General features: G+C 37.2%; 16 protein-coding genes. 11 read left to right on the top strand and 5 right to left on the bottom strand.

Annotation, left to right across the window (positions count from 1 at the left end; genetic code table 11):
• Window positions 1-104 precede the first annotated feature (104 nt).
• On the bottom strand, window positions 105-3,974 hold the full coding sequence (locus BUC16_RS10375) for an Ig-like domain-containing protein (protein WP_073370391.1): 3,870 nt from the start codon (window positions 3,972-3,974) through the stop codon (window positions 105-107).
• Between the two features lie 485 nt (window positions 3,975-4,459).
• On the opposite strand from BUC16_RS10375, the gene BUC16_RS10370 reads away from it, so the two are divergent.
• The 4 genes from BUC16_RS10370 to BUC16_RS10355 all read left to right on the top strand — a co-directional run bounded on the left by BUC16_RS10370 (window position 4,460) and on the right by BUC16_RS10355 (window position 9,708).
• The gene (locus BUC16_RS10370) at window positions 4,460-5,785 is read left to right on the top strand and encodes an alpha-L-fucosidase (protein WP_073370390.1); all 1,326 of its coding nucleotides are present in this window, start codon (window positions 4,460-4,462) and stop codon (window positions 5,783-5,785) included.
• 85 nt (window positions 5,786-5,870) lie between these two features.
• The gene (locus BUC16_RS10365; protein WP_073370760.1) at window positions 5,871-6,827 is read left to right on the top strand and encodes an NAD-dependent epimerase/dehydratase family protein; all 957 of its coding nucleotides are present in this window, start codon (window positions 5,871-5,873) and stop codon (window positions 6,825-6,827) included.
• A gap of 3 nt (window positions 6,828-6,830) precedes the next feature.
• Window positions 6,831-8,033, top strand: a complete 1,203-nt coding sequence (kbl, locus tag BUC16_RS10360) for a glycine C-acetyltransferase (RefSeq protein WP_073370388.1) — start codon at window positions 6,831-6,833, stop codon at window positions 8,031-8,033.
• 244 nt (window positions 8,034-8,277) lie between these two features.
• The gene (locus BUC16_RS10355) at window positions 8,278-9,708 is read left to right on the top strand and encodes an alpha-L-fucosidase (protein ID WP_084546147.1); all 1,431 of its coding nucleotides are present in this window, start codon (window positions 8,278-8,280) and stop codon (window positions 9,706-9,708) included.
• Between the two features lie 67 nt (window positions 9,709-9,775).
• Here BUC16_RS10355 and BUC16_RS10350 read toward each other — a convergent pair whose 3' ends face one another.
• A complete protein-coding gene (locus BUC16_RS10350) occupies window positions 9,776-10,426 on the bottom strand; it encodes a sugar-binding protein (protein WP_073370385.1) in 651 nt (216 codons plus the stop codon).
• A 585-nt stretch (window positions 10,427-11,011) separates the two neighbouring features.
• Between BUC16_RS10350 and BUC16_RS10345 the strand changes: the two genes are divergently transcribed.
• The 7 genes from BUC16_RS10345 to BUC16_RS10315 all read left to right on the top strand — a co-directional run bounded on the left by BUC16_RS10345 (window position 11,012) and on the right by BUC16_RS10315 (window position 21,353).
• Window positions 11,012-12,241: a purple acid phosphatase family protein gene (locus BUC16_RS10345; protein WP_073370383.1), complete on the top strand. Its 1,230-nt coding sequence runs from the start codon at window positions 11,012-11,014 to the stop codon at window positions 12,239-12,241.
• A gap of 180 nt (window positions 12,242-12,421) precedes the next feature.
• The gene (locus BUC16_RS10340; protein WP_073370382.1) at window positions 12,422-14,281 is read left to right on the top strand and encodes a glycoside hydrolase family 35 protein; all 1,860 of its coding nucleotides are present in this window, start codon (window positions 12,422-12,424) and stop codon (window positions 14,279-14,281) included.
• 92 nt (window positions 14,282-14,373) lie between these two features.
• Window positions 14,374-15,669, top strand: coding sequence for a DUF3472 domain-containing protein (locus BUC16_RS10335; RefSeq protein ID WP_073370380.1), 1,296 nt, complete (start codon window positions 14,374-14,376; stop codon window positions 15,667-15,669).
• A 74-nt stretch (window positions 15,670-15,743) separates the two neighbouring features.
• The gene (locus BUC16_RS10330) at window positions 15,744-17,123 is read left to right on the top strand and encodes a Gfo/Idh/MocA family protein (protein WP_073370378.1); all 1,380 of its coding nucleotides are present in this window, start codon (window positions 15,744-15,746) and stop codon (window positions 17,121-17,123) included.
• A 155-nt stretch (window positions 17,124-17,278) separates the two neighbouring features.
• The gene (locus BUC16_RS10325; protein WP_073370377.1) at window positions 17,279-18,682 is read left to right on the top strand and encodes a hypothetical protein; all 1,404 of its coding nucleotides are present in this window, start codon (window positions 17,279-17,281) and stop codon (window positions 18,680-18,682) included.
• An 83-nt stretch (window positions 18,683-18,765) separates the two neighbouring features.
• The gene (locus tag BUC16_RS10320) at window positions 18,766-20,127 is read left to right on the top strand and encodes a glycoside hydrolase family 88/105 protein (protein ID WP_073370375.1); all 1,362 of its coding nucleotides are present in this window, start codon (window positions 18,766-18,768) and stop codon (window positions 20,125-20,127) included.
• A gap of 170 nt (window positions 20,128-20,297) precedes the next feature.
• A complete protein-coding gene (locus BUC16_RS10315; RefSeq protein ID WP_073370373.1) occupies window positions 20,298-21,353 on the top strand; it encodes a LacI family DNA-binding transcriptional regulator in 1,056 nt (351 codons plus the stop codon).
• A gap of 367 nt (window positions 21,354-21,720) precedes the next feature.
• On the opposite strand, the gene BUC16_RS10310 is transcribed toward BUC16_RS10315, so the two are convergent.
• The 3 genes from BUC16_RS10310 to BUC16_RS10300 all read right to left on the bottom strand — a co-directional run bounded on the left by BUC16_RS10310 (window position 21,721) and on the right by BUC16_RS10300 (window position 26,493).
• Window positions 21,721-23,667: a hypothetical protein gene (locus BUC16_RS10310; RefSeq protein WP_073370372.1), complete on the bottom strand. Its 1,947-nt coding sequence runs from the start codon at window positions 23,665-23,667 to the stop codon at window positions 21,721-21,723.
• Window positions 23,668-23,795: 128 nt separating this feature from the next.
• Window positions 23,796-24,923, bottom strand: a complete 1,128-nt coding sequence (locus tag BUC16_RS10305) for a BT3233 family polysaccharide utilization protein (RefSeq protein ID WP_084546146.1) — start codon at window positions 24,921-24,923, stop codon at window positions 23,796-23,798.
• Between the two features lie 265 nt (window positions 24,924-25,188).
• Window positions 25,189-26,493: a DUF2264 domain-containing protein gene (locus tag BUC16_RS10300; RefSeq protein ID WP_244534356.1), complete on the bottom strand. Its 1,305-nt coding sequence runs from the start codon at window positions 26,491-26,493 to the stop codon at window positions 25,189-25,191.
• Window positions 26,494-26,520: the final 27 nt, after the last annotated feature.

The raw sequence follows: 26,520 nt of genomic DNA, 5'->3' as shown, positions 1-26,520 counted from the left end.
TTAGATTTTGAAAACGGAATATTAGATAAGTACCCCATATAAAAAAAAGGCTGCCCAATTTTGGACAGCCTTTATTCATTTAATTTTGTTCTGCTAAATTAGCACTATAATTTTATCAAGTTGACAACTTTGGTGTCATTTCCTTGTTTAATTACAGTAAGATATTGACCTGGACTCAATTCCTGTCCAAATACAATAGGTTGATTGTTGTTTTTTTCTATGCGTTTCACCATTCGGGCAAGCATGTCGTAAACAATTACTTCTGTTTTTTCATTGCTGGCACCCTCCACAACCAATGTAAATTGATTATTGCTTGGATTCGGGTAAACTTTTACGTCGAACGAAGCGGATTCAATAGTGCTTTTTTCATTCTTGGCAAATTTTGAATTTGGCGTAGATGATGTACAAGGACTTAGAGAATCACCATGATCTAAATGGGCCTGAACTGCTGATTGAGCCACACATATTTCATTACAAGGGTTTTGACTATTTCCCGTTTGATGATAAATCTTGATTTTAGTATTGTTTCCAACAATGCAACGGGCATCTTCAGCATTTACCGTAGTTGTTTTGGATACTGAACATCCATTGGCATCAGTTACAGTTACCGTGAATATTGCTGTTTCCATCAAAGTGGCGGTAACACTATTAGTGTCTGATAGCCAAATTTCATCTCCTGAACTATTAATAATATTAGACTTAAGTGGACGATCCATCGTTATAGAAAAGGTATAAGGTGCAGTTCCGCCTGTTGGTATTCCTGCTATCGTTGTAGATTGATCCAATGAGTAACCATAATAAAGTTGTGGATTGCTATTGGTAACCGTTAAATCAAGTTCAGATTGTCTTGTAACAGTAAATGAACAATTACTGATATTTCCACCTGCATCTTTTACCTCATAGGAAATAGTTGTTGTAGTGCCATTTGCAAATGTTGAACCGGAAGCAGGACCATCGGTTTGGGTAAGTATCACATCAGGACAATTATCATTTGTTACAGGAAAAGGCCATTCGGCTGTAGCTTGACAAGCTGTTAAAACAATATTCCCAGGACAAACTATTGTCGGAGCTGTGTTGTCTGTTACTGTTACATAAAATGAACACGTACTGGTATTTCCTGCTGCATCAGTTGCTGTAGCTGTAACAATCGTTGACCCGATTGGGAATAAACTACCCGTTTCAGGACTATAGGTAATAGAAGCATCACTTAAATTATCTGTTGCCGTTGCAGCAAAACTTACATTGGCACCGCATTGATTTTGATCATTAGTCACTTGAATATTTTCAGGACAGTCAATTACTGGAGGAGTAAGATCTTTTACGGTTATCGTAACCGGAACAGCATCTCCCACAAGACCTGAAGCATCAGTTGCCTTTGCCGTGATAACATAAGAGCCTAATGGTAAACTTGGGGAAATCCAGGTGTATGGCGCTTGTGTTACCGTTGCTTTTTCGATTCCATCAATAAAGAATTTCACCGAAGAAACACCTCTGTCATCTGTAGCTGTTGCGCTAAGGGTTAGAGGATCTCCCTGATTTATTACTGCTTCATTAGCAGGTGATGTCAATGCCACTTGAGGTTTAGAGTCGGTAATTATTTGTGGTTTTAGAGATATATCTCCTGCCGCTTCTTTAGAATTTAAAGTTAAATCATAAGCACTTCCTTGTGTTAAAGAAACAATAGCAAGAGTCAGGATTTTATCGCCGTTTATTTCTGCTTTCAATTGATTTTTGATGTCCCATTCAAGAACATTTCCGGCAGCTTTTCCTTTTTGAGTAGCAAGTAAAGTGGTTTGGGCAGGTTTGTTGTTCCAGTTAAGACCAGTTTCAGTCCAAGTGTCGTTACTGCAGTACCAAAGTTGATAATCTGCTGAGGGACTTCCGGTTCCCGCTGTTTGTACAGTCAATTTTAGTTTTGCTACATCAAAATTGTCTGTTTGGTATTGACCCAAATTAAATTTTAAATAAGTAATTCGGTTAAACCCTGCGGCATCTTTTTTGACGGTTAGTGCAGTTTGAGTGCCAAAATTTGCAGTAGTACTACCGCCATCTCTTACATAGCTGTCAGCTGCAGACAATAAGTTGGTCAATGCTTTAACAGTAATAACAACTTCATTTGAAATGCTTGTTGCACCGGAATTATCGGTTACTTTTGCAGTCAAGGCATATTGGCCTGAAGGCACATTAGTCCAATTGTAACTGTAAGGTGCTGTTAAATCCTCTCCTAACTTAGTGGCTCCATTAAAAAATTCTACTTTAGATACGGTTCCACCAATGTCGTTTGCATTAGCAGTTATGTTAATATTCGTACCTAGTGCTATTGATGCTCCATTGGCAGGAGAAGTAATGGCAACTGTTGGTTCTATATCTTGTTCTTTGTAGAAGCCAATCTCACCAATTTGGGCAAATTGTTCTCCATCCCAACTGGATTTTGCAATGATTTTAAAATACCTGAAAGTAAGCGGAGCACCTTCAAAATCCTTTGCGTCTGTTGATTTTGGAATAACAAAATCGCCTAAAGAAGTAAAATTCACTCCATCGGTACTGTATAATATTTCTGCATTTTTAATGGCTCTTCGAAACGTATTTACGATTGTATATCCGTATAAGGTCTCTAATTTACCCAAATCTATAGTAATAGTATGTGGATATGTTGCTGCCGGGGGTGTTGACCACTGACTGTGCCAAGAGGTAGCCGGGTCGCCATCAATTAGTAATGCAGATGATGTAGCTTGCTGAGAACTTGTTGTTGCAGTCCATCCTGTTTTACTTATTTCTTCCTTGGTTCCAAAGTCCAGAACCGGTATTCCGTTTACAAAATTATAGGTGTAAATGGTTTCTTTAATAGTCCCGTTGGCATGTACTAATTTTACTTTCAATTCATAAGGGGTGGCATCGTCTTTTAGTGCCAAATCACTTATAGGCATCTCGACATGAAAACTGTCAACAGCAATGGTTTTTGTTTCCCAGGTAATGGCATTGTAGTCATGATTTACGCCTGTTCCTTCGTATACCATATTGGCATCATGGCTATTGGGATCATTGTAAAAAACAACACTATTAACTGGTGTGTCTGTCGTAAATTTTCCTGAAACCACTATCGCACCTTTAGTGGAAGAATAACTAGGGTGAATAGTTTTAATTTTAGAATTTACGGCTCCATAATAGGTTTTGGTATCTTTATTGAAAATCTGGTTGGTATTCAAAATGGCGCAGTCAGTGGCGGTTAAAAAAGTAGCCGACTTTCCTAATGTACTGTTTCCTGCCCACATCAAAGCCATTCCCAAAGTAGCGTTTTCAGATTCTTTTTGGCGGTTGTGTGGTAAGTTTAATCCATGCCCCAATTCATGGGCTAGACCACCGGCCCATTTTATCCATCCGGAAGTACCTTTAAGGCTCATGTCTATGTCTGCAATGTCTTTTGCATAACATGTTTTTCCCGTTCCAAAGAATGGTACTCCTGTAGGACTAGGGTTATGAGGTAAAAGGATAAGGAAATGTTCGCCTTGTCTTTCATCTGGATGTGCAGCATAATACGCATCTACTTCAGATTTTACATTTGGTGCTCCAGCATCGTAACCATAACTTTCTTTTCCTAATTTTCCTTGAATCAAGGTGATTTTTACTCTTTTGGCAGCATCATCTTTTAATAGCCCGAAAGTTTTGTAACCATAGCCATTTTTCTCCATTTCCTTGCCATAGTAGTCTTGCAGCCATAGCATAAATTCACTAATTCGTCTTTCGTAATCCGGTATGGCAGGGTTGTCATTAGGAATAAAGTAAACCAGGTTTAAATTTCTTGCATGGTCCGATACGTATTGAGCTTTTGCTAAACAAGGTATTAGCAAAAGCAAAAAAGCCATTCTTCGAAATCCCAATGGCGTTAGAAATTTGAGATTGCAGATTTTTGATAAAAAAGCCTGTTGGGCTTTTACCAAAAAGGGCCATAAGTGGCTGAGTAATTGTTTTTTCATTTGTTTTGGTTTAGTTAAAAAAATAGTTATTAATATTTTGAGATTTTTAGAACAACTTATGTAACGCCTTCACGGATAATTGACAAAAAACAGAACTAGTATTGCTAATTTCAGAAATCAAATAATATGAGTTTTTTCATATTAAATTTAAAGTCCGAAAATTCCAAAAAATCATGTTGTTTTTTTGCTGAAAATGACAAGTTATAAATGTTTATTTCGCGCTTTTAACTCCTTAATTATGACGAAACTATATTTTATTTTTTAATTAAACAAATAAAACGATAAAAAATGTGCTCGAACACGTTAAATTTATGTTCTCGAGCACATTTTATTGGTTTTTGTTTGTTTTATTAAAACCGAATCTATAATTTCGTCGCGTAATAAAAAAAAACAGACCTTGTTTTTTTTATTAAATAATATTCTTTTGATAATTTATTTTACTCGATTCAAGTATGATCCAAGCTATTTCTAAAAAAATATAAAGCATGAAAAATAAAAAAACATTCGTAACAGTTTTCTTTTTGCTAACTGTATTTCTGCAAGCATTTTCCCAGGAGAAAATGCTGAATCTGAATAAGCCCCAACGGGAAAAATGGTTTTCAAATCTTGGTTTTGGAATGTTCATACATTGGAGTATGGATGTACAGCTAGGGACGATTATTAGTCATAGTATGGTTGGAGCTTCAGATGATTATTTGAAACGTTATATCGATGATTTGCCCAAAACATTCAATCCGACGAATTTCAAACCTGAACAATGGGCAAAAGCAGCAAAATTAGCAGGAATGAAATATGTGGTGTTTACAACCAAACATCACAATGGTTTTTGTATGTTTAATACTAAAACCACAACATTCAGTATTGCAAACACACCTTATAAAAAAGATATTACCCAAATGGTCGTGGATGCTTTTCGCAAAGAAGGTATTGCAATCGGACTCTATTTCTCTCCCGATGATTTTTATTTCTTACACAAACAAGGTACATTAATATCAAGGGAAAGGCCAGAAGCCCTTGCTTCGCACAATCCAGAGTTGAACAGTTATGCAAAAAAACAAATGACAGAGTTAATGACCAACTACGGGAAGATTGATATAGTGTTTTTAGACGGTCTTGATCAATTTGGAAAAACAGAACTTGCAAAAGTTTGTTGGAAAATAAATCCTGATGTGGTAGTAACAAGAGGGGCTATACAAACTCCCGAACAAGTAATTCCGGACAAACCAATTAAAGCGCCGTGGGAAGCTTGTTATACACTAGGCCAAGCATGGCAATTCCAGCCGACTAATGAAAATTATAAGTCAGGAAATGAAGCAATTAAAAAACTGATAGAAATTAGAGCAAAAGGAGGAAACCTTCTTTTAAACTTTGGTCCAGATGCAGAAGGAAATTTTCCTCCAGAGCAACTAGCCATATTAAATGAAATATCGCTCTGGAATTTTATCAATCAGGAGGCGCTGGAAAACACAGTGGCCTGTCCCGTTATTAAAGAAGGAACAAACTGGTTTCTTAAAAATGAAAAAGATAATTCACTGTATGTTTTTTTAACGGAGAGCAATTGGAAGTATAAAGAACGAAAAACCATTCAACTAAAATCGTTGAAAGCGAATAGCAATGCCAAAATTTTATTGTTGGGGCACAATGGAAAAGTACTCGAATACATTACAAAAGCCAATCCTGAACCAACCATTATATCTAAAGGCGATGAAGGAATTGAAATATCGGTAATGAATGCACAGCGTATTTATGATGGTTCAAATTGGCCCAATCCATTGGTTGTAAAACTCGATAATGTGGAGTTTAAGAATTAAGAAGCAAAACAGTAAAGAAAAATGGATGTAATTGCCTCCATTATTAAATTCGATGGACAGCGAACAAATAAATCAATCTTATATAATGACAAAAATTTTAATAGTTGGAGCCAGTGGACAACTAGGTTCTGTTTTGACCGAAAAACTACAGGACAAGTATGGTGCGGATAATGTAATAGCTTCGGATTTACGCATGAATCCATCTTTTAATGGTTGTTTTGAAGTCCTTGATGCAACAGATTTTGAGGCTTTACAACGGCTAGTTTTAAAATTTGGAATTACACAAATTTATCATCTTGCGGCTATCCTGTCTGCAAATGGCGAGAAGGCGCCACTAAGTACTTGGGATATAAATATGAAATCTCTTTTTAATGTTTTGGAGGTTTCAAGATTGACTAATATTGATAGAGTATTTTTTCCAAGTTCTATTGCTGTTTATGGAAACGATGCACCAAAAAATCAAACACCGCAAGATTATGTTTTGGCACCTTCAACGGTGTATGGCATCAGTAAAGTGGCCGGTGAAAATTGGGCCAAATATTACCATGAAAAGTATGGTCTTGACATACGTTCCATAAGATACCCGGGTGTGATTGGACATCAGTCGTTACCGGGCGGAGGAACAACTGACTATGCAATTGATATTTTTCATAAAGTTGTTAAAAATGAGGTTTTTGAATGTTTCTTGGAACCTACAACAATATTGCCAATGGCTTATATGGATGATGCTATCAGGGCTACCATCGAATTAATGGAAGCGCCTAAAGAAAACATTAGCGTGAGAACTTCTTATAACTTGTCGGGGATGAGTTTTTCACCCGAAGAATTAGCCAAATCCATTCAAAAGATTTATCCGGAATTTGAGATAGTGTACCAACCGGATTTTAGACAAAAAATTGCCGAAAGTTGGCCATCCAGTATTGATGATTCAGTTGCCAGAGCGGATTGGAATTGGAAACCAAAATTTGATATTGATGCGATGACCAATGTCATGATTGACGAATTGAAACTAAAATATACAACAGAACTTAATATTAATTAGACGATGTACGGAACTGCAAAAAATGAATTGATAAGCGAGCTGGAAAACATAAAATCCAACGGGCTTTATAAAAATGAAAGAATAATTACTTCGAAACAGGGAGCCGAAATCAATACAACAGCCCAAAATAATGTATTGAATTTTTGTGCCAATAACTATTTGGGTCTTGCATCAAATGGGGAAGTAATTGAGGCAGGAATTGAAGCCCTTACAAAATATGGTTTTGGACTTTCGTCAGTGAGGTTTATCTGTGGGACACAGGATATCCACAAAGAATTGGAACAGAAAACAGCTGCGTTCTTGGGAATGGAAGACTGTATTTTATATGCTTCGGCATTTGATGCCAATGGAGGTATATTCGAACCGTTACTTTCTTCCCAAGATGCAGTAATATCAGATGAGTTTAATCATGCATCCATAATTGACGGTATTCGACTTTGCAAAGCCAATCGATTTCGATACAAGCATAATGACATAGCAGATTTAGAAGAACAATTGAAAGCAGCCAGCTCTGCAAGGCGAAAACTTATTGTTACCGATGGTTCATTTTCGATGGATGGAACGATTGCCCAATTGGATAAAATATGTGACTTGGCCGATAAATATGGTGCTTTGGTAATGATCGACGAGTGTCACTCCACAGGTTTCATAGGGACTAGTGGGAGAGGTGTTCATGAATACCACAATGTAATGGATCGCGTTGACATCATCACGGGAACTTTTGGAAAAGCGTTGGGAGGTGCTTCGGGTGGATTCACGGCTGCAAGAAAAGAAATTGTAGAATTGTTGCGTCAAGTTTCCCGACCTTACCTGTTTTCAAATACAATAGCTCCGTCCATTGTTGGTGCTACTTTAAAAGTGCTTGAAATTTTAACCGATTCCACTCATTTAAGAGATAAATTGGAAGAAAATACAAAATATTTCCGTCAAGAAATGACGGCAGCCGGATTTGATATTGTTCCCGGTGTACACCCCATAGTGCCTATAATGTTATATGATGCACAATTGGCCCAGGATTTTGCACGAAAACTGTTGGAAGAGGGAATTTATGTAATAGGGTTTTTCTATCCGGTTGTGCCAAAAGGAAAAGCCAGAATACGAGTGCAGATTTCTGCGGGACATGATTTGGATCAAATAAAGAAAGCTGTTGATGCTTTTGTTAAAGTTGGAAAAGAGCTGAAAGTAATCGAAAGTTCAAAAGCTTAAAATGCTGATGATTCCGATTTATACTCAAATAAAATTAGATAGCATTTAATAGTTTTTAGCTAGAAAAAAAACGAATATTTATATATCTAAAAACTAATAAAAAAAGACATTTATCGCTAAAATTATTTGTGTAATAGTGACTGTGTCATTGCTAAATACAAGTTAACGCTTAAGTGATAGGAATCTGACGAATTGTAAAATAGAGGTGCGACAAATAAAAAAATTTGAATAAATTTCATCTATAATGGCGAATAAATTAAAATTAGCTTTGATAGCGTGCTGTTTTTCAACAGTAACTTTGTCTCACGCACAAGGGGACATCATGTTACCCGAAAATGTGAAAACACCTTATGATTCCTATGTAGGTCCAAAAGATAAACCTGCAAAAGAAAATCTTGCCAAATGGCGGGATTATAAATTTGGGGTCCTGATTCATATGGGATTGTACAGCCAATTGGGAGTCATTGAATCCTGGGGGTTGGCTCCTGAAGACTGGGTAACACGAAACGGTTATGAAGATTATGAATCTTATGCTTCAGATTATCGCGGAGCTCGATTCAGTTTTAATCCAACACATTTAGATTCCGAAAAATGGGCTAAGATGTTCAAAAGTGCGGGTTTTAAATATTTAGTTTTCACGTCCAAACACCACGATGGATTCTGTATGTATGATTCGAAATTTACCGATTTTAAAATCACGAATCCGAATTTACCTTACGCCAAAAATTCAAAGCCCGATGTGTTAAAAGATGTGATGGATGCTTCCCGGAAAGAAGGATTGGCGGTTGGGATTTATTTTTCGAAACCGGATTGGAATTCTCAGGATTTCTGGTGGAAATATTATCCCCCAAAAGACAGAAATCCAAATTACAACATCAAAGACCATCCCGAAAGATGGCAAAGTTTTGTAAAATATACCCAAAATCAGTTGGATGAATTGACTTCCAATTACGGTAAAGTGGATATATTATGGCTTGATGGCGGATGGATTCGTCCCGCTTCTAATGCAAAAGGGCGTCAGAACTTGGATATCAACATGAAACACATTGTAGATAACGCACGCAAAAAACAACCAGAATTGATTGTTGTAGACCGAACGGTATCGGGTGAATATGAAGATTTCCTAACCCCTGAGCGAAGAGTGCTTGAAAAACCAATTCCTGTGCCTTGGGAAAGTTGCATTACCCTTGGAGGAGCCTGGGGCTGGGTTCCAAATGATAAATACAAATCAGGTACTCAAGTAATTCAATTATTGACTGGTATTGTTGCCAAAGGAGGTAATTTATTGCTTGGTGTGGGGCCTGACGGGAAAGGAGAATTTGAACCAAAAATAAAACAAACATTGGCCGAGGTTGGAAAATGGCTTGATGTGAATGGAGATGCCATTTATGCCACAAAGCCAATATTACCTTATTCTGAAGGTAATTTATATTACACTTCGAAAGGTGAAAAAACCGTTTTTGGAATTTACCTTCCCACTGCAACCGAAAAAGAGATTCCTTCTCAGATTGTCATCAAAAACAGTTTAAAAGGAAAATTGAACGTTATGCTTTTGGCAAACAAACAAAAACTGAATTATAAAAATGTGAATGGCGGAATCAGTGTTACGATTCCTAATTCATTGCGAGCAGAATTGGCTAAACAAGCCGGAGTAGTCATAAAAGTAAGTGCCTAGTAAAGAACTTTCTTTTAGGATTTATTCATTAACTTTAAACATTTAAACATTTAAACCTTAAATAAGCCTATTCTTTTAAAATTAGTATGCCGAAAGAAGAAGCGATATGGAAATTTGGTGTTTCCGTATTTGGATTTACCCATGTTATCCAGGTAGGCTCAAAATTTCCGCTTTTGTCCGGGGAATATTTAGCCCGAAAAATTCCTGTTTCGATTTTGTTGTTTTTTATTAAATTAAAATCGTTTAGGGATTGAATGGAAATTGACCCTTCAACAGTGAAAGAATCCTCTTTTACGGATGATTTAACCACGATATCGTCCTTTGGCCAATTCCAACTGAAATCCAAATTCTTGTTTGGATGCGCCATAAAATCCATTAATCGGGCATCCGTGTCCATTTCCAGACAGTAATAGGGATTCATGGAATCGTCGGGTCTGAAAAAAAGTTCGACTCTATCTGAATTATTGATGCTGTCAATGCTGTCATTCTGCTTTTCTATGTGAATGGACGAATCCAAAACGGTGAAGTTGAAAAACAATTTTTCGGTATCCCAAAGTGCCCTGAACGTTATTTTTGATGGTTTTTCAGTATCCCATGGAGAACAAAAATCGGTTAGCATCATGGCGTTATTCCATAAATTGTCATCTCCTTTTCCGGTGATGATTAACTGTTTTTTTTCGATTAAATTTACTTTGTAATCTTTTACTTCGTGATTCATTTTTGTGTTTATTATTTGTTTTAAAACCAAGTCCAAACATTCTTTTAAAAACGAAATTATTAAAAGAAAGAGCAATTAATTTCTTTATATAATCCCCATTTATTTTATCGTATTTAACAGCTCTTTTTAAGCTGGTTTTTAGCATCCAAAAAAAATAGAAAAAAGTGATTGCAAGATTGAATAAATAATTATTGATTTTCCGCAAATTAATATCATTTAATCAGTGTTTCAACCATTAGTAGGAAAAAAATCATGTAAATCTATTGAATTTATTTCAAAATTAATAAAAATAGATTATGAAAAAACAGTATTTCACTACATTTTGTGCTCGATAACATAAATTTAATGTGTTCGAACACATTTTTTAATGTTTTCTTTGGTTAATAGAAATATAATCTATAGTTTCGTAACGGAATAGTAAATTTTATTGTTTTGAATTTTCTTTTTTTATCAAATTGAGATGTTTGATTTATAGTTGAAAAAGGCGAAAACTAGATAGTCAAAAATAGTTTGCAACCTTTTCATGAAAACAGAAAACAACAATTCTAAACCATCCGATTAAGTAATTTGTAGAGTATTAAATTTATGGAAACTACCAATACACGTCGTTCCTTTATAACAAAATCCATTGCAGGTGTAACAGGAGCTGTGGCGGCAGGCATATTGCCTTTGTCCGCTTTTGCTGAAGAAACAAAATCGGATTTACTTACAATAGACGATTCCCATATGTTTTTGACTAAACCGTATTTGCAGGCTCCAACCATAAACGGTATGACTATAATGTGGCTTACCAATTTAAAATGTCTGAATTGGGTTGAGTTTGGCGAAACAGAAAAATTGGGAACAAAAGCACAGCAAGTTATTAATGGAATGATGAATACGCATTCTAAAATAAATTGTGTGTCCATAAATGGTTTAAAACCTGGCACCAAATATTTTTACAAAGTTTTTTCGAAGCAAATCGTGGAATTTCAGCCCTATAAAATGACTTTTGGAGAAACTATCAATAGTGAAATCTATTCATTTACGACCTTGAATCCTGATGCAGAAAAAGTCAGCTGGTTGGTATTGAATGATATTCATGATCGTCCGAAATCATTTGAAGAACTGATAAAAATCAATCAAGACAAACCTTATGATTTTGTTTTTCTAAATGGTGACATGTTTGATTACCAAAAAGATGAAAACCAGGTCATCAACCATTTATTGAATCCCTGCAGTTTTTTTTCAACCGAAAAACCATTTTTATTTGTTCGGGGAAACCATGAAACCAGAGGGCAATTCTCGAGAAATCTTTATGATTATTACTGTAATTATGATAATCGAGAATACTATTCTTTTAAAATGGGCTCCGTGTTTACAATAGTTTTGGACACTGGTGAAGATAAATTGGATACGCACCCCGTTTATGGTGGTGCAGTCGATTTTGACAAATATAGGGAAGAGCAAGCCGTGTGGCTGGAGGAACAAATGCAAACGAAAGCGTTTAAAAAAGCACCTTTTCGAGTGGTAATGATGCATATTCCACATTTTTATTCTGGGGAGGACTGGCATGGACCTTTGGAGTGCAGAAGACTTTTTGGGCCATTGTTCGATAAGTACAAAATTGATTTATTTATTGCGGGACATACCCATGAATATGGATTGTATGAACCAAATCCAAAGCATTCTTATCATTTTGCCATTGGCGGAGGCCCAGTTACAGGAACAAGAACTTTGACTCGAATTGAAGCCAGCTCAAAAAAAATGAATCTGACGATGTTCAAAGACGATGGCAGCGAGATAGGTCAATTCAATCTGGATGCCAAAAGGTAAAAACCACAAAATTAATTACTGCCGCAAGTGAAAAAGATAATTCTATTAATTGTGGTCAATGGAATAGGAACGAAAAAGCAGTGATAAATAGTAAGTGACCAGATTCTATGTCAAAAAATAATTACGCATTACAAACTAAACTTAGAAAAATAAGTTTCATAAAACATTAATGAGAACCAAATGAAGAAGCACTTTTTTGTATTATTTCTATTCTTCTTGTTTATTGCAAATTCAGGGGCGCAATCAAAACATACTTTTTCCATTACAGGAGGTAATTTTGTTTTGGATGGTAATCCCATTCAAATTCATAGTGGTGAAATGCATTACTCACGTATTCCACAACCGTATTGGCGTCATCGCTTAAAAATGATGAAAGCTATGGGGTTAAATGCTGTTGCGACCTATGTTTTTTGGAACTATCATGAAATTGCACCCGGTGTTTGGGATTTTAAAACCGGAAATAAAAACTTGGCCGAGTATATTAAAATTGCGCAGGAAGAAGGTTTGTTTGTAATCTTGCGTCCGGGACCCTATGTGTGTGCCGAATGGGAATTTGGTGGGTATCCGTGGTTCTTGCAAAATGTGCCCAATATGGTTATTCGAGGCCATAATGAAGCCTATTTGGCTGCCACAAAATCGTATTTCACGGCATTATACAATCAAGTCAAAAATTTGCAAATTACCAAAGGCGGACCAATTATTATGGTTCAGGGCGAGAATGAATTTGGTTCTTACGTGGCGCAACGTAAAGACATTCCGTTGGCAGAACATAAAAAATATAGCGCTGCGGTATTCCAGCAGTTAAAAGATTTAGGATTCGAAGTTCCTTTCTTTACTTCAGACGGGAGTTGGTTATTTGAAGGAGGAGCTTTACCCGGTGCGCTTCCAACGGCCAATGGTGAGGGTGACATTGCAAAATTGAAAAAGGTAGTTGAGCAATTTAACAACGGCCAAGGTCCTTATATGGTGGCCGAATTTTATCCCGGTTGGTTAGACCATTGGGCAGAACCATTCCCTACACAAAAACCGGAGCAAACTGTTCGTCAAACCAAAAAATATTTGGATAACGGAGTTTCATTTAATTACTACATGATTCACGGAGGTACAAATTTTGGTTTCACTACCGGAGCAAATTACAACAAGGAACATGATATTCAGCCTGACATGACCTCATACGATTATGATGCCCCAATTAGTGAAGCCGGTTGGGCAACGCCTAAATACAATGCTTTGAGGGAGTTGTTGAAAACGAATGAAACACCAGCTGTTCCTGCAAAAATAGCAGTGATTACTATTCCTGATATAGCCTTGACCAAAGCAGTTGATTTGGCTGATCTTAAATCAGGGATAAGCTCCGTAATCGAAGACAATCCTTTGACTTTTGAGCAGTTAAATCAAGGGAATGGATACGTTTGGTACAGCAAAAAATTCACGCAACCCATCAGTGGAAAATTAGAATTAAAAGGCTTACGTGATTATGCAATAGTTTATGTTAACGGAATAAAAGTTGCCGAGTTAAATAGATACTATAAAAAATACGATTGCGAAATTGACATTCCATTTAATGCTACTTTAGACATTGTTGTGGAAAATATGGGACGTATAAATTACGGTCCACAAATAAATGAGAACAACAAAGGAATTATTAGCCCGGTAATAATTAATGGGGAAACGATTACGGGTGATTGGGAAATGTATAAACTCCCCATGACTGACGTTCCGAATTTGGCCAAACACAAAAGTTCCGCAAAAACAAACCGTCCCACTTTATACCAAGGCTCGTTTAATCTTGCGAAAACAGGTGATACTTTTTTGGATATGCGGGATTGGGGCAAAGGAATTGTGTTTGTAAACGGAATCAATATTGGTCGCTATTGGAGTGTTGGTCCGCAACAAACTTTGTATCTGCCGGGATGTTGGCTTAAAAAAGGCAAAAATGATATCGTGATTTTCGAACAAAAAAATGAGGTGGTGCAACAAAAGGTCAAAACTATCATTACGCCTATTTTAGAAGATTTAAAACCGGAAAAAGGACAATAAAGAATAGTAATAGACCTTATTCAAAACCATAAAAAAAACATAACGATAATCCTGATACAGATTATTTCAATTTTATAAATCAATTAAATAGCATGAAATATTTTAAAAAAACGCTTTCTTTTTTTGCGCTAGTTCTTCTGGGTTCTAATCTAAACGCCCAAGAAGCGGCCACTAATTTAGCTTTGCCTCTTGGGGGCAATGCGTACAGTTCTTTGCATCTGGGCAGTAAAACCATAACAAACAACGGAATAGAAAACTGGACTAATCCCGAAGAATATTTTACGGCTTACTTCCGAATTTCGAAACCAGGAACTTTCAAAATAGCAACAGATGAATCAGTTGCCGTTTCCGGAAAATCAGTTGTTGAGTACATAATCAATAATGTTTCCAAAAAAGTAACATACAATGAAACTAAAAAGCAATCGCTAATCGCAGGAAGTTGGAAAATATCCGATACAGGATATGTTGCCGTAAAAATAAAAGGTATCAGCAAGACTGCTAATGCTTTTCCTTCCATTCCAAAATTAATAATTAGTAGTGAAGATGCTAAAGGAAATATAGGATTAGTTCCTAATAATGAAGGGCATTTTTTTCATTGGGGCAGACGTGGGCCTTCGACACATTTGGCGTATCAAGTGCCAGAAAAAACAAACGCCGAATGGTTTTATAACGAAGTTACCGTGCCAAAAGGCCAAGATTTGATAGGGTCTTATTATATGGCAAACGGATTTGGCGAAGGATATTTTGGCATACAGGTTAATTCTGCCAAAGAACGCAGATTCCTGTTTTCTGTTTGGAGTCCCTTTAGTACAGACGATCCTAAAAGTATTCCAGACACTCATAAAATTAAATTGTTGAAGAAAGGGAAAGATGTTCATGCAGGGGAGTTCGGGAATGAAGGTTCAGGGGGACAAAGCTATTTGAGATACAATTGGATTACCGGTAATACCTATAAATTTTTACTCCATGGTGTGCCTCAAAAGGATAATACAACCACTTATACGGCTTACTTTTTTGCTCCAGAATTGGGTCAATGGCAGTTAATCGCAAGTTTTAATCGTCCGCAAACCAATACGTATTTGAAACGATTCCATTCATTTTTAGAGAATTTTATTCCTGAACAGGGTGATTTAACGCGCAAAGTGTTGTTTGGTAATCAATGGATTTGCGATGATAAAGGAAATTGGGTTGAAATAAATGCTGCGAAATTCACGATCGATAATACCGGAAGTAAAGGGTATCGCATGGATTATTCAGGAGGTTTGGATGATAACTCATTCTATTTGAGAAATTGCGGGTTCTTTAATGATTACACTAAGTTTAAAACTCTTTTCACAAGACCTTTAAATAATATAAAACCTAACATTGATTTTAATAATTTACCCTAAGTTTTAAAGCATTTTTACCTTTTTTAAACAATAAGAGATTTACATAATTTTTAATAATTTTAATTAATATAATAATGAAAACTACTTTTTTTAAATCCATTCTGACTATCTGTTGTGTATTGGGATGGATAGGGGCATCTGCCCAAATGATTAAGACCGCTACTCCAAAGCGTGCCAAAGGACAAACAGACGTTTTGCGTATGGCTTGTACCCCATTACCAAAGGTTCGTGTCGCATTCATAGGATTGGGTATGAGAGGACCGGGTGCTGTTGAGCGCATGACACATATTGAAGGAGTTGAGATTGTTGCACTTTGCGATATGCTGGAAGACAGAACAAAATCAGCAAACAAGATTTTGGAGAAAGCGGGACTTCCTAAAGCACAAGAATTTTTTGGTGATGCAAATGCTTGGCGTAAAGTAACGGCTCTTCCAAATGTAGACCTTGTTTATGTTGCTACCGACTGGAAACATCATGCGCAGATTGGCGTTCAAGCGATGAAAGACGGAAAGCACGTGGCAATTGAAGTGCCCGGTGCCATGACAATGGAAGAAATTTGGGATTTGATCAATACATCCGAAAAAACCAGAAAACACTGCATGCAATTGGAGAATTGTGTGTATGATTTCTTTGAATTGACTACTTTGAACATGGCTCAACAAGGATTGTTTGGTGAAATTCTTCACGCAGAAGGTGCTTATATTCACAATCTTGAACCTTTTTGGAAAGATTATTGGAGTAACTGGCGTTTAGACTACAATAAAGAACACCGTGGAGATATTTATGCCACACACGGTATGGGACCAGCTTGTATGGCGTTGAATATCCATCGTGGTGACAAAATGAATTATTTGGTTTCCATGGATACCAAAGTTGTAGGTATTCCTGCTTTCATTAAAGAAAAAACAGGAGAGGAGATAAAAGATTTTAAAAATGGAGATCATACTATGACCATGATTCGTACAGAAAAAGGAAAAACAATCCAAATTCAGCATAATGTGGCGAATCCTCGTCCGTATAGCCGTATGTATCAACTTACTGGAACAAAAGGTTTTGCCAATAAATATCCTGTAGAAGGTTATGCATTGGATTCAAAATCGATAAGTGCTGATGTAAAAGTGAATCACGAGAATTTGAATGCCCACAGTTTTGTGCCTGCAGACGTGAAAAAGGCCTTGATGGAAAAATACAAACACCCAATTGTGGCTGGAATCGAAGAAAAAGCCAAAAAAGTTGGAGGTCACGGAGGAATGGATTTCGTAATGGATTACCGTTTGATTTACTGTCTTCAAAACGGACTTCCGTTGGATATGGATGTATATGATTTGGCAGAATGGTCTTGTTTGGCTCCATTAACAGAAACTTCCCTTAATAATAATTCGGCTCCAGTGGAAATTCCTGATTTTACTCGTGGAGGTTGGAATAAATTAAAAGGATTAGAATTTTCAAAATAAAAGGAATTAGAACCTTTCTAAATGAAATAGGAATAAAAACCATTGATTCGATCAATGGTTTTTATTCCTTAGTTGATATTTATGATTAGATGGTGACCGAAAAGAGGGAGGTAAGATTATAGTCATATGTTTTTTAAAATAAAAAAAATGTAAAGATGAAATATAATTTAAAATATGGGGTTTCCATCTTGTTGTTGATTATAGTAGTCAGTTCCGGAAAAAGTCAAACTGTAACAGTAGTGGAGAAGCCCGATCCTTCAACAATGGTTCAGCCTATTAATTGGAGTAAGTTTCGAAAAAAAGTACCTCAGGATCAATTAACGAATACGGTAAAATCAGCCTTGCTTAATGTCAATAAATTTGCACTTAATTCTTGGTATCGTGATGTAAAAAAATACGAGTCAGATTCTACGGGCTATCTTGACTTGAAAAGCAAATCGAAGGTAAATGAATACAGGTATCGTTTTCCGGCAGGAATGTCATTTGGTTTGGCTATTGCCATTAAAACCGGAATATATGACCCTTCCATCACAGGAGTGTCCTTGCAAGAAGCTAAAGACAAAACGATCAAGTTGGTTCGTTCAGTGGCTTATGATCATAAAGTTAATGGCAAACGCAAGGTTTGGGGCGGGGATTGGCAAGCGGCTCTTTGGGCTTATTACTCGGGATATGCAGCTTGGCTTTTATGGGACGATTTTTCACCGAAAGATCAATCCTATATCACAAAAATGATTGTTACCGAAGCCGATCGCTTTCTTCCTACGGCTCCTCTTTTTTATAAAGACAGTAGCGGAAAAATACTTTTCCCGGGTGATTCTAAAATTGAAGAGGATGCTTGGAATGCTGAATTATTGTATTTGGCAGCAACAATGTTGCCAGATCATCCCAATTCAAATAAATGGTTGCAAAAAGCTGTTGAATATATGGTCGCAGCGACTGCTTTGCCTTCGGATTTGCATAACTCGAAAGTTATACATGGAAAGCCTGTTAGTAATTGGTTGAAAGGTTACAATGTCGAGGAGCCCGGTTTTGTGATTAATCACGGTATAATTCACCCAATATACAATGCGCTTACTTCGATGATCAATGCGCCTATTGTATTTTCGTTAGCCGGAAAAAAGACACCGGAAGCAGCCCGATTTAATCTAGATAAAATTTACTATTCAGTGACTGCTCATCGGTTTTCGTCACCGCCTTACAAAGCGCCGGGTGGAACAATGTATCAGGAGGGATCGCCCGAGGTTTATTACCCTGAGGGATCTGATTGGGGATTAGGTATTTATGATGCTTTCGCAAATATGGATATCGCCGCTTTTACCTATGGTTGGGATAATCTTGCGCAAAAACATAAAGGGAAGTATTGGGCAAAACTGCATATGGACAAAGTGTTGGCGCAACAGGAGCGTTTTGCCGACAGGCATACCTATACCGGTGATAATGAAAACAGTTATCCGGGTAGGGAAGAAGCTATTGCCACTCGTATGGGATCGGCTTGGATGACGATTTGGATGCAGCAACAGATACCTGCAGTTTATGATAACAAACCTATTCCTGAATGATTTTTTGTTTAGTTATCGGAGGAATTAACAATAGAAGAGAACTTTCTCAAAATAAATTATGAATTAATTAAATCTAAAAAACAATGCGTAAACAGATATTATTATTACTTTTTGTGGCTTTTTTTGTTAGTACGGCCAATGCCCAACTACCGGAATTGCGTGCAGATAGTATTTATCATCAAATGAAAAAGGTGGCTGACTGGCAATGGAGAACCTTGGAAACTGAAGGCTGGAAAAATTCGAAAAAAGACTGGACTAGCGGAGCTATGTATACGGGCATGATGGCCTGGGGCAAAATTGCCAATGATGAAACCTATTATAAAAAGCTTGTACAAGTAGGAGAGGACAATAAATGGAAAATAGGTCACTATCGCCAATTTGCCGATGATTATTGTGTAGGACAATTGTATTCCCAGCTTTATACAATTTATAAAAATCCAAAATACATTGAAGACTTTAAATCTCTTGCAGATACGCTTGTAGTGTTGCCGCATACTGAAAGTCTTGAATGGAAAAACAAAATTTTTGCCCGTGAATGGGCATGGTGTGACGCCTTATTTATGGGACCGCCTGCATTGGGTTACCTTACGGAGGCAACAGGTGACATGAAGTATTTGGATACTTCATCAAAACTGTGGTGGAAGTCAACGGAATACTTATACGATAAGGAAGAGCATTTGTACTACAGGGACAGTCGCTATTTCGGCAAGAAAGAAAAGAATGGAACAAAAGTGTTTTGGAGCCGTGGTAACGGATGGGTAATGGGAGGTTTGGTTAGGGTATTGTCCGTAATGCCGAAAGATCATCCAGACAGAGAAAAATTCATCCAGCTTTTCAAGGATATGTCGGCCAAGGTGGCCAGTATCCAGCAAGCTGATGGAAGTTGGCATGCAAGTTTATTAGACCCGGGCACGTATCCTGTAAAGGAAACCAGTGGTACAGGTTTCTTCTGTTATGCTTTAACTTGGGGGATTAATCAGGGGATTTTACCGTATAAAAAATATGCTACGGTTGTTGAAAAGGCTTGGGACGCATTGACGACTTCGGTGCATCCAAACGGTAAATTAGGGTATGTTCAGGCGCAGGGTGCCGCACCCGATAAAGTAACTTTTGATGATACGGATGTTTACGGTGTTGGGGCATTTTTATTGGCCGGAAGCGAAATGTTGCGCATGACGGTTGATCAGGAAAAAAACACTGCCGTGGTTGAAGCCGTAAATACTACTTCATCAAATAAAATTGAAAAAGTAACTGTTGATTGGAAAACTTTATCATCAAAAATTAAAAAGATAAAGGCTAATGAGCTAGTGGTGCAAGAAGCTGTAAATGGACAAAATGTTCCGTTTGAACTTGTCTATAATGATAAGAAAAAACCCGAAGCGATTGTTTTTAATGCTTCAATGACACCTGGCAGCAGTAAAATATTTAAGATTGGTAAAAAATAATAATGAAAAAGGTTGTTTCAGTACAGCCTTTTTCTTTGTATAAGAGTGACTTAAAAAAGGATAGTATTCAAATAATATTCAAAAGGAAAGGTATGAGGCGCCTATCAGTGATTGCTTTTTTGTTTTCATTTCATATCCTTAAGTTTTTTTAATTTGATAGTTATAATAGTATGGATGACAAAAAAATAAGAATTAAAGATATTGCCAAAAAAGCTGGGGTTTCTACAGGAACAGTTGATAGAGTTATTCATAATCGGGAAAGTGTAAAAGAAGAAACCAGAACCAAAATATTGAATTTATTGCAGGAATATGATTATCAGCCCAATTTAATGGCACGGGCTTTAATTTCTAAAAAAGAATATACTATCGCTGTGTTGATACCAAAAGGAAGCCAGGAAAACTCTTTTTGGGAAAAGCCTTTAAAGGGTATTGTCAAAGCTGCGATGGAAATCAAAGCGTATAATTTCAGGGTGGAATTGTTTTTATTTGACCAACACGAAGAAGAAGACTTCACACAACAAGTCCAAAAAATAATAGCCTTTAATCCTCAGGGGGCTGTCATAGCACCTTTTTTTGTCGATGGAACCAAACATCTTGCCAATGAATTAAACGAAGCCAATATTCCGTACATATTCATCAATTTTGATATGAAAAGTGAAAAACGTCTTCGGTTTATTGGCCAGGATTTCTATGCAGGAGGCTATTTGGTAGCCAAATTGCTGCATTATGGTTTAAAGAAAAAAGGAACTATTTTAATTATAAATAACACAAATAAAACAGAGAATTTTAACCATTTCCATGAACGTAATATGGGATTCTTAAGTTACTTCGAAGAACATGGCATGGGACAAGATTATTTGTTGCTGAATAAAAACATCTTTGATGATTTTGAGAGCGCCATTGGTGAAATATTCTTGGAGCACACAGATATAGTGGGAATTTATTTTTCCGGTTCAAGAGTCTATTTAACGGCAAGATACCTTGAAAAGATAAATAGAAAAGATATTCTTTTGATTGGGCATGATTTGATTGAGGAAAATGCTAAATATCTTGAGTCTGCTTACATAGATTTTATTATTTCCCAACGTGCTGTAGAACAAGGATATTTATGTGTTACTGAACTTTTTAATTATATAGCCAAAGGGGAGAAGAAAGAGGAAGAGGTTGTAATGCCTATAGATATTCTGACCAAAGAGAATTTAAAATATTATAGTAGAAAACCCTGAATAAAAAGGAAGGTTGCTTTTGTTTGTTCTTTATTTTGATATTGTTTTCAGTGCCCGCCATATTTCTTCCATTCAAAACTAAAAAAGAATTCTCAAAACTAAAACAAGTTTTTGAGAATTCAATATTTGAAATATATTCTCCGACAGGGGGACAAATAAAAAACAGAAAAAGAGGGTATTTCACTAAATGAACAGCCCCCAAAAGTTAGACACTATTTGGGGGCTGTTTATTTTATGGCTGCCTTTTTCTTTGTATATCCAGTTTTTTTTTATTGTATTTTATACTGTTTTACAGTATTTTACCAACTATTTTGGATTATTAAACTATTATCCAAAGAGGATAGGATGAATACTGTGACATTCATTCTCATTTTACTGAAATGGTTACCTTATTTTCTGAGATTACATTCCCCTGTTTCCATTCGTGTTTGTCTTTTATGGCATTTAACACCAATAAATCAGTATGACGTGAATCTTTCATTTTAGTGGCAGCCTTATAGATAACATTACTTTGTGAGCCCAGGTCAAAATTCAAATTATCTACTTTTACAGATTTTGCCACAGCCTGATTGGTTTGTCCTGATGCTGCTTTTACATTGGATTCCTGTTGATCCAGTTTAAGGGTTCTCGATCCTTTTTCATACACCCAGTTGGGATTGTTTAGAATCCCAAAAGACAGGGTTCCAACAGAATTAGTAGTACAGTCCTGTAATGCGGTAAGTTTTTCGCTAATCGTTAATTGTCCATTAGGTTTGGATTCGCATCTGATAGCTGCTTGTATATATTTCCCATGTTGTACTACCATGTTTACTACAAAGCTGTTTTTGGTTTCTTTTACGTCAACAGATTTTAGTACAACACGCTGTACAGTATCATTTACAGATATGGATCCAATCCCGTTTCTTTGATCGGGGGAAACAATATGATCTTTTGCCAGCGGCATTAACTGAATCATAATTTTTTCTCCCCAGGAAATACTGTGGAATGCATTTTTAGTTCTATTAATGAGAAACTTGCCATCAACAAAGTAATTGGTTCCTGGTTTTTGCATAACCGGTTTTAATTCCTTTTGAGCAAACTGTAATTCCAGCCACGCTTGCGCCAGCCAGTAGCTTAAATGACCCTGTGCCGAAGCGAAATAATTTTCACCGGGTGCATAAATAGCTCCGTCTTGATTTCTTTGTTGCATTTTTTCAGCAGTTTCAAGCCCTGCTCTTAGAAAATAAACTGCCTCTGGATCATTAAACCTTGCTACGGCCGTTGCGTGCGAAGGCATCCAGTCGGCATTTCTGAATATTGCCCAATCCTGTCCGCTTGGATAGCAATAGCCGCCATCTGGTAAAAACAGGCGCATTTGGTTTTTATAGATTTGTGGCAGATTATATAAAAAAGCCTGAAGCGGTTTTCTTCCGGACAATAAATAATAGACATCATTTTCGGCATTCTGAATCCAGGCTCCCATATAATCAGGGTGGACAATATCGTGGTTTTCCAAAGTAAAATCATCGTAGATATTTGCGCCGTTAAATTGTTTTGAAACAGGGATCTGATCTACAATAGCGGTAGAAGAGGAGTCGGCTGGACGCAGATAACTGGACATGGCCCATTTTTGCAGCGCTTTTTCCCATTTAGCATATCTAGAATCATTGGGCATTAGGAACAATGCAGCAGAAATTACCTGGCTGTTCCAAGAATTTTCTTCCGATTTACTATCTAATTTTAGCTTGTGTGGAGGATTACCGGCAGCAATCCTGTCTGCTTCGTGTGCCACAACATTCCTTGCTCCTTGTTGAATATCACTTGGTAGTTCATCCCATACATACCAAGCCGCATTCCCCATTAAGGAAACCCAAAGTGCCGATTGCCAAGCATCTCCCCAAGCTTTGCCGTCATCTGTTTTTAAATCTCCGACCCTATGTGTGCGCACCAAATACCTAATCATCGGAATAATTTCATTCTGCAGCATTTCTTTCTTTGATAGACCAACGGTCGCTGGGTCGAATTTGCCAAAGCGGTACAGAAAAGACATACTGGCGGCAAACGCAGCGTTTGGACGAATGGATGCCTCTCCGGATCCACTTTTGGTCATTAGTTTCATGGAAGAATCGCCTTTCCAGTTTTGTATTCCGCCACGAAGGTGGTGTACTTGTTTTTCGATTAATTGGTAAATCCTGTCTTTTTCCTGCTGATACAGTGGATTTTCTTTTATTTGACAGGTTAATACACTAGCATCGCTGCTTGCGCTACTTTGGGCTTTCACGTTATAGTGAAATACCCCACCCAAGAAAAGCACGGAGTATAAGAAAGTCTTCATTTATTTGTTCTTTATTTTGATATTGTTTTCAATTAGTGTTTTGCAGCAAATTGCTGTATTTCAGTATTCATTGTTTTTAAAAAAAGTCTCCTCCTTACATTTTCAACCTAACTTGCGATTACGTTTTTTTATCGTACAAATGATACTTCAATAGGATTTTTCAGTGCTTCTGCTTTTTGGTTCAGGTATTTAATCCAGACCTCTGCCGAGGTAATTCTTCCGGCTCTATCCCAGGCTGCTCCATTATAATATACAATCGATGAAGGTTTTGTTAAAACGGTTTCCGTTAACAAACTACCTTGTTTCACCTGCATTTGTTTTACAGGCGCAGTAAAAATACATCCTGTACCGGTAGTGCCATTTTTAGGATCAGTTGGTTCCCAATATGCCATTATTCCATCTTTTTCATTCAATGAAATCATTCCGTTGGCAGGTCTTTTGGCGATTCCCACTACAACGGGCAAAGGTTTTGCATCATTCCATGAATATTCCGCTTCGGTGCGACTCAGCTGCGAGCCCGCATCTATAGAAATGGTTTTAACAACATTCACCATTCTTCCTGAAGCCAGCCATTCATCATAGCTCAATTGGAACGTTGAGCGTAAAGGACCATTATCCAAAACTTTCCATTTGGTATAGTTTTTTGGGAACCGGATAGTATCGTTAATATATGGAGCATTATCTCCTGCACCTAGCGTGTGCCCAACGTTGTAATAATCCATACCCTCTCCTTTGTCAGTATGATAGGTTTCTGATTTATACCATTTGTTGACGATAAGAGAATCTGTTCGTTTTGTCCAAACATCAACCCCATAAGCCATTTCGTTAGGGAATTTCTCTAGCGCTTTACCATACATACGGAAAGCAATACGGTCATTCTCCCAGGCAAAATCGTCTTTGCGTTCAGGCACGTATCGGGCAAACGTTTTAGCTTGAAAAGCCTTATGCTTTCCCTTTACCAATTTTAAACTAAGCGATCCTTTGGCAGGAATACTTACCTGCACGAGCAGATTTTGAAGCTGGGGCGTACCTTTATATTCCAACTGGAAAGGAAGTTCGGCTTTACTAACCGCATTAATGACTTTAAAATTGGCGGGATCCAAATCAGGATAAGTTGCGATTATTTCGTTCCAAGAAAGTGAAACAACTTCATCTTTTCTTTCTTGAGCCAAGGAATTGTATAATTTAACGGTTTGCTTTTGAGCCGAAGAATTTAAAGACAAAAGCGAACATAAACAAATTAGTATAAAACGCATATCTAAACTTTTTTTAATATTTAATGTAATAATTTTTTTCTTAAAAAGGAGAGCGCATAACTTTTGCATCTTCAGTAATGGCAATTTCAGGCGCATCAAATCCGGGTGTGATAATTTCTTTCATTCAAAAGGAAAAAGACAGCCTTTGCTGTCTTTTTCTAAAACGTATTAAGGAGCTATAGCAACAACACCAATCAGGCCTGCATTGCTTTTTACAAAAAATCTGCTGTTATAATTCATCAGACGGTTTAAGCTCCATTTATTATCAATAGTCTACGTGATAGTCTCTCTTAAACGCTTGGCTGCTCCATGCTTTTTTTGAGGTCCAGTCAGCAGCCGGATCGGTCCAGAATTTATTATCAGCCGGTAAACCCAATGGCAAAAACCCTAAAGTGGCCATGTACAAACTTCCGGTTGAAGTGTAACCATCAGCAATCGTTGGCTGAGAGCCGCAGAAACCTAATACCAACCAGCCGTTGCTGTCAAAATTATTGCACTGATCGTACATGCGATGCATAACTGCAGTCAAAGCGCAACGTACCTGTGCGGGCTCAATATATTCCGGTAATTTTTCCATCAATGCCACTTGTCCCAACGCCTGAAAAGCAGCTGTACGATACGTGCTGGAACGGCCAAATGCAGGATAGGTTCCTTCAGGACTAATGAAACGCTCCGAGAATTCAGAATAACGGATCATGCGTTTCAAAGCAAGTTCATAGTCCTCTGTTTTAACCCTTTTTTTATCTGACAATACTTTGAAAAAATCAACAAGCATAGGGTGAATAACGTAACTATTATAATAATCGAGGCTAAAGCTAGGGCCATCACTATAAAAACCATCTCCTACATACCATTCATTAATTTTCTTTTGTGCAAATTGAATACGTACCGGATCAGCCTTTTCGCCAATGTACATTAAAAAAGCTTCGTTGATTCCTGCAAACAGCAACCAGTTGTTGTAAGCGCCGGTCATGGTACGAAGGGCTTTAAACTCTTCGGCCACTCTTTTCTTGGTTTCGGAATCCAAAGGTTCCCATAAAGCCTTCGGCGCTCTTAAAAATGCCTGTGCCATGTAGGCTGCATCGACAATAGGTTGGGCGTCTGTTCTGAAATTCAGATAATCCGGATTGGTAGGATCTACCCCATTAGCTATACCTTTTAACAAGGCTGTACGTAATTCTTTGCGCAGCTTTCCTTCTTTGGTATTGTCATCTGGTAAAGCCAACCATGGAGCCACCCCGGCCATAGTACGGCCTACTGCTTCCAAGTAAGTTACTCTTTTATAAGAATCTGGCTTGGCCCCTGGAGGAACTTCCACCGGCATGTTTTTCTTTAATGTTCCATTGGACAAATTGAGTATTACGGGAGAAGCCATTTTATATAACAAATTGCTCCAATATTCGCGATCTTGTTGTCCGGTAATTACTGCCGTTTTAGACACTTTGCTCTTTTGGGCATTTACATTATAGTTGAATATTCCACCTAAAAAAAGCAGGGAGAATAAGAAAATCTTTATTTGTTTGTTCATTTTGGTATTGTTTTTTAATTCTTTTTTTTCTGCAATCTGCATTATATTATTTGTATATCCAACTTGGCA

It is taken from the genome of Flavobacterium fluvii, assembly GCF_900129545.1.
Lineage (GTDB): Bacteria > Bacteroidota > Bacteroidia > Flavobacteriales > Flavobacteriaceae > Flavobacterium > Flavobacterium fluvii.
Note: the sequence above shows the minus strand (reverse complement) of the source record. Positions and strands in the feature narration are given on the sequence as shown.

Excerpts from the sequence above, each read along its gene's own strand:
- BUC16_RS10375 (WP_073370391.1), bottom strand. The coding sequence starts at position 3,974 with ATGAAAAAACAATTACTCAGCCACTTATGGCCCTTTTTGGTAAAAGCC.
- BUC16_RS10370 (WP_073370390.1), top strand. The coding sequence starts at position 4,460 with ATGAAAAATAAAAAAACATTCGTAACAGTTTTCTTTTTGCTAACTGTA.
- BUC16_RS10365 (WP_073370760.1), top strand. The coding sequence starts at position 5,871 with ATGACAAAAATTTTAATAGTTGGAGCCAGTGGACAACTAGGTTCTGTT.
- kbl (WP_073370388.1), top strand. The coding sequence starts at position 6,831 with ATGTACGGAACTGCAAAAAATGAATTGATAAGCGAGCTGGAAAACATA.
- BUC16_RS10355 (WP_084546147.1), top strand. The coding sequence starts at position 8,278 with ATGGCGAATAAATTAAAATTAGCTTTGATAGCGTGCTGTTTTTCAACA.
- BUC16_RS10350 (WP_073370385.1), bottom strand. The coding sequence starts at position 10,426 with ATGAATCACGAAGTAAAAGATTACAAAGTAAATTTAATCGAAAAAAAA.
- BUC16_RS10345 (WP_073370383.1), top strand. The coding sequence starts at position 11,012 with ATGGAAACTACCAATACACGTCGTTCCTTTATAACAAAATCCATTGCA.
- BUC16_RS10340 (WP_073370382.1), top strand. The coding sequence starts at position 12,422 with ATGAAGAAGCACTTTTTTGTATTATTTCTATTCTTCTTGTTTATTGCA.
- BUC16_RS10335 (WP_073370380.1), top strand. The coding sequence starts at position 14,374 with ATGAAATATTTTAAAAAAACGCTTTCTTTTTTTGCGCTAGTTCTTCTG.
- BUC16_RS10330 (WP_073370378.1), top strand. The coding sequence starts at position 15,744 with ATGAAAACTACTTTTTTTAAATCCATTCTGACTATCTGTTGTGTATTG.
- BUC16_RS10325 (WP_073370377.1), top strand. The coding sequence starts at position 17,279 with ATGAAATATAATTTAAAATATGGGGTTTCCATCTTGTTGTTGATTATA.
- BUC16_RS10320 (WP_073370375.1), top strand. The coding sequence starts at position 18,766 with ATGCGTAAACAGATATTATTATTACTTTTTGTGGCTTTTTTTGTTAGT.
- BUC16_RS10315 (WP_073370373.1), top strand. The coding sequence starts at position 20,298 with ATGGATGACAAAAAAATAAGAATTAAAGATATTGCCAAAAAAGCTGGG.
- BUC16_RS10310 (WP_073370372.1), bottom strand. The coding sequence starts at position 23,667 with ATGAAGACTTTCTTATACTCCGTGCTTTTCTTGGGTGGGGTATTTCAC.
- BUC16_RS10305 (WP_084546146.1), bottom strand. The coding sequence starts at position 24,923 with ATGCGTTTTATACTAATTTGTTTATGTTCGCTTTTGTCTTTAAATTCT.
- BUC16_RS10300 (WP_244534356.1), bottom strand. The coding sequence starts at position 26,493 with ATGCAGATTGCAGAAAAAAAAGAATTAAAAAACAATACCAAAATGAAC.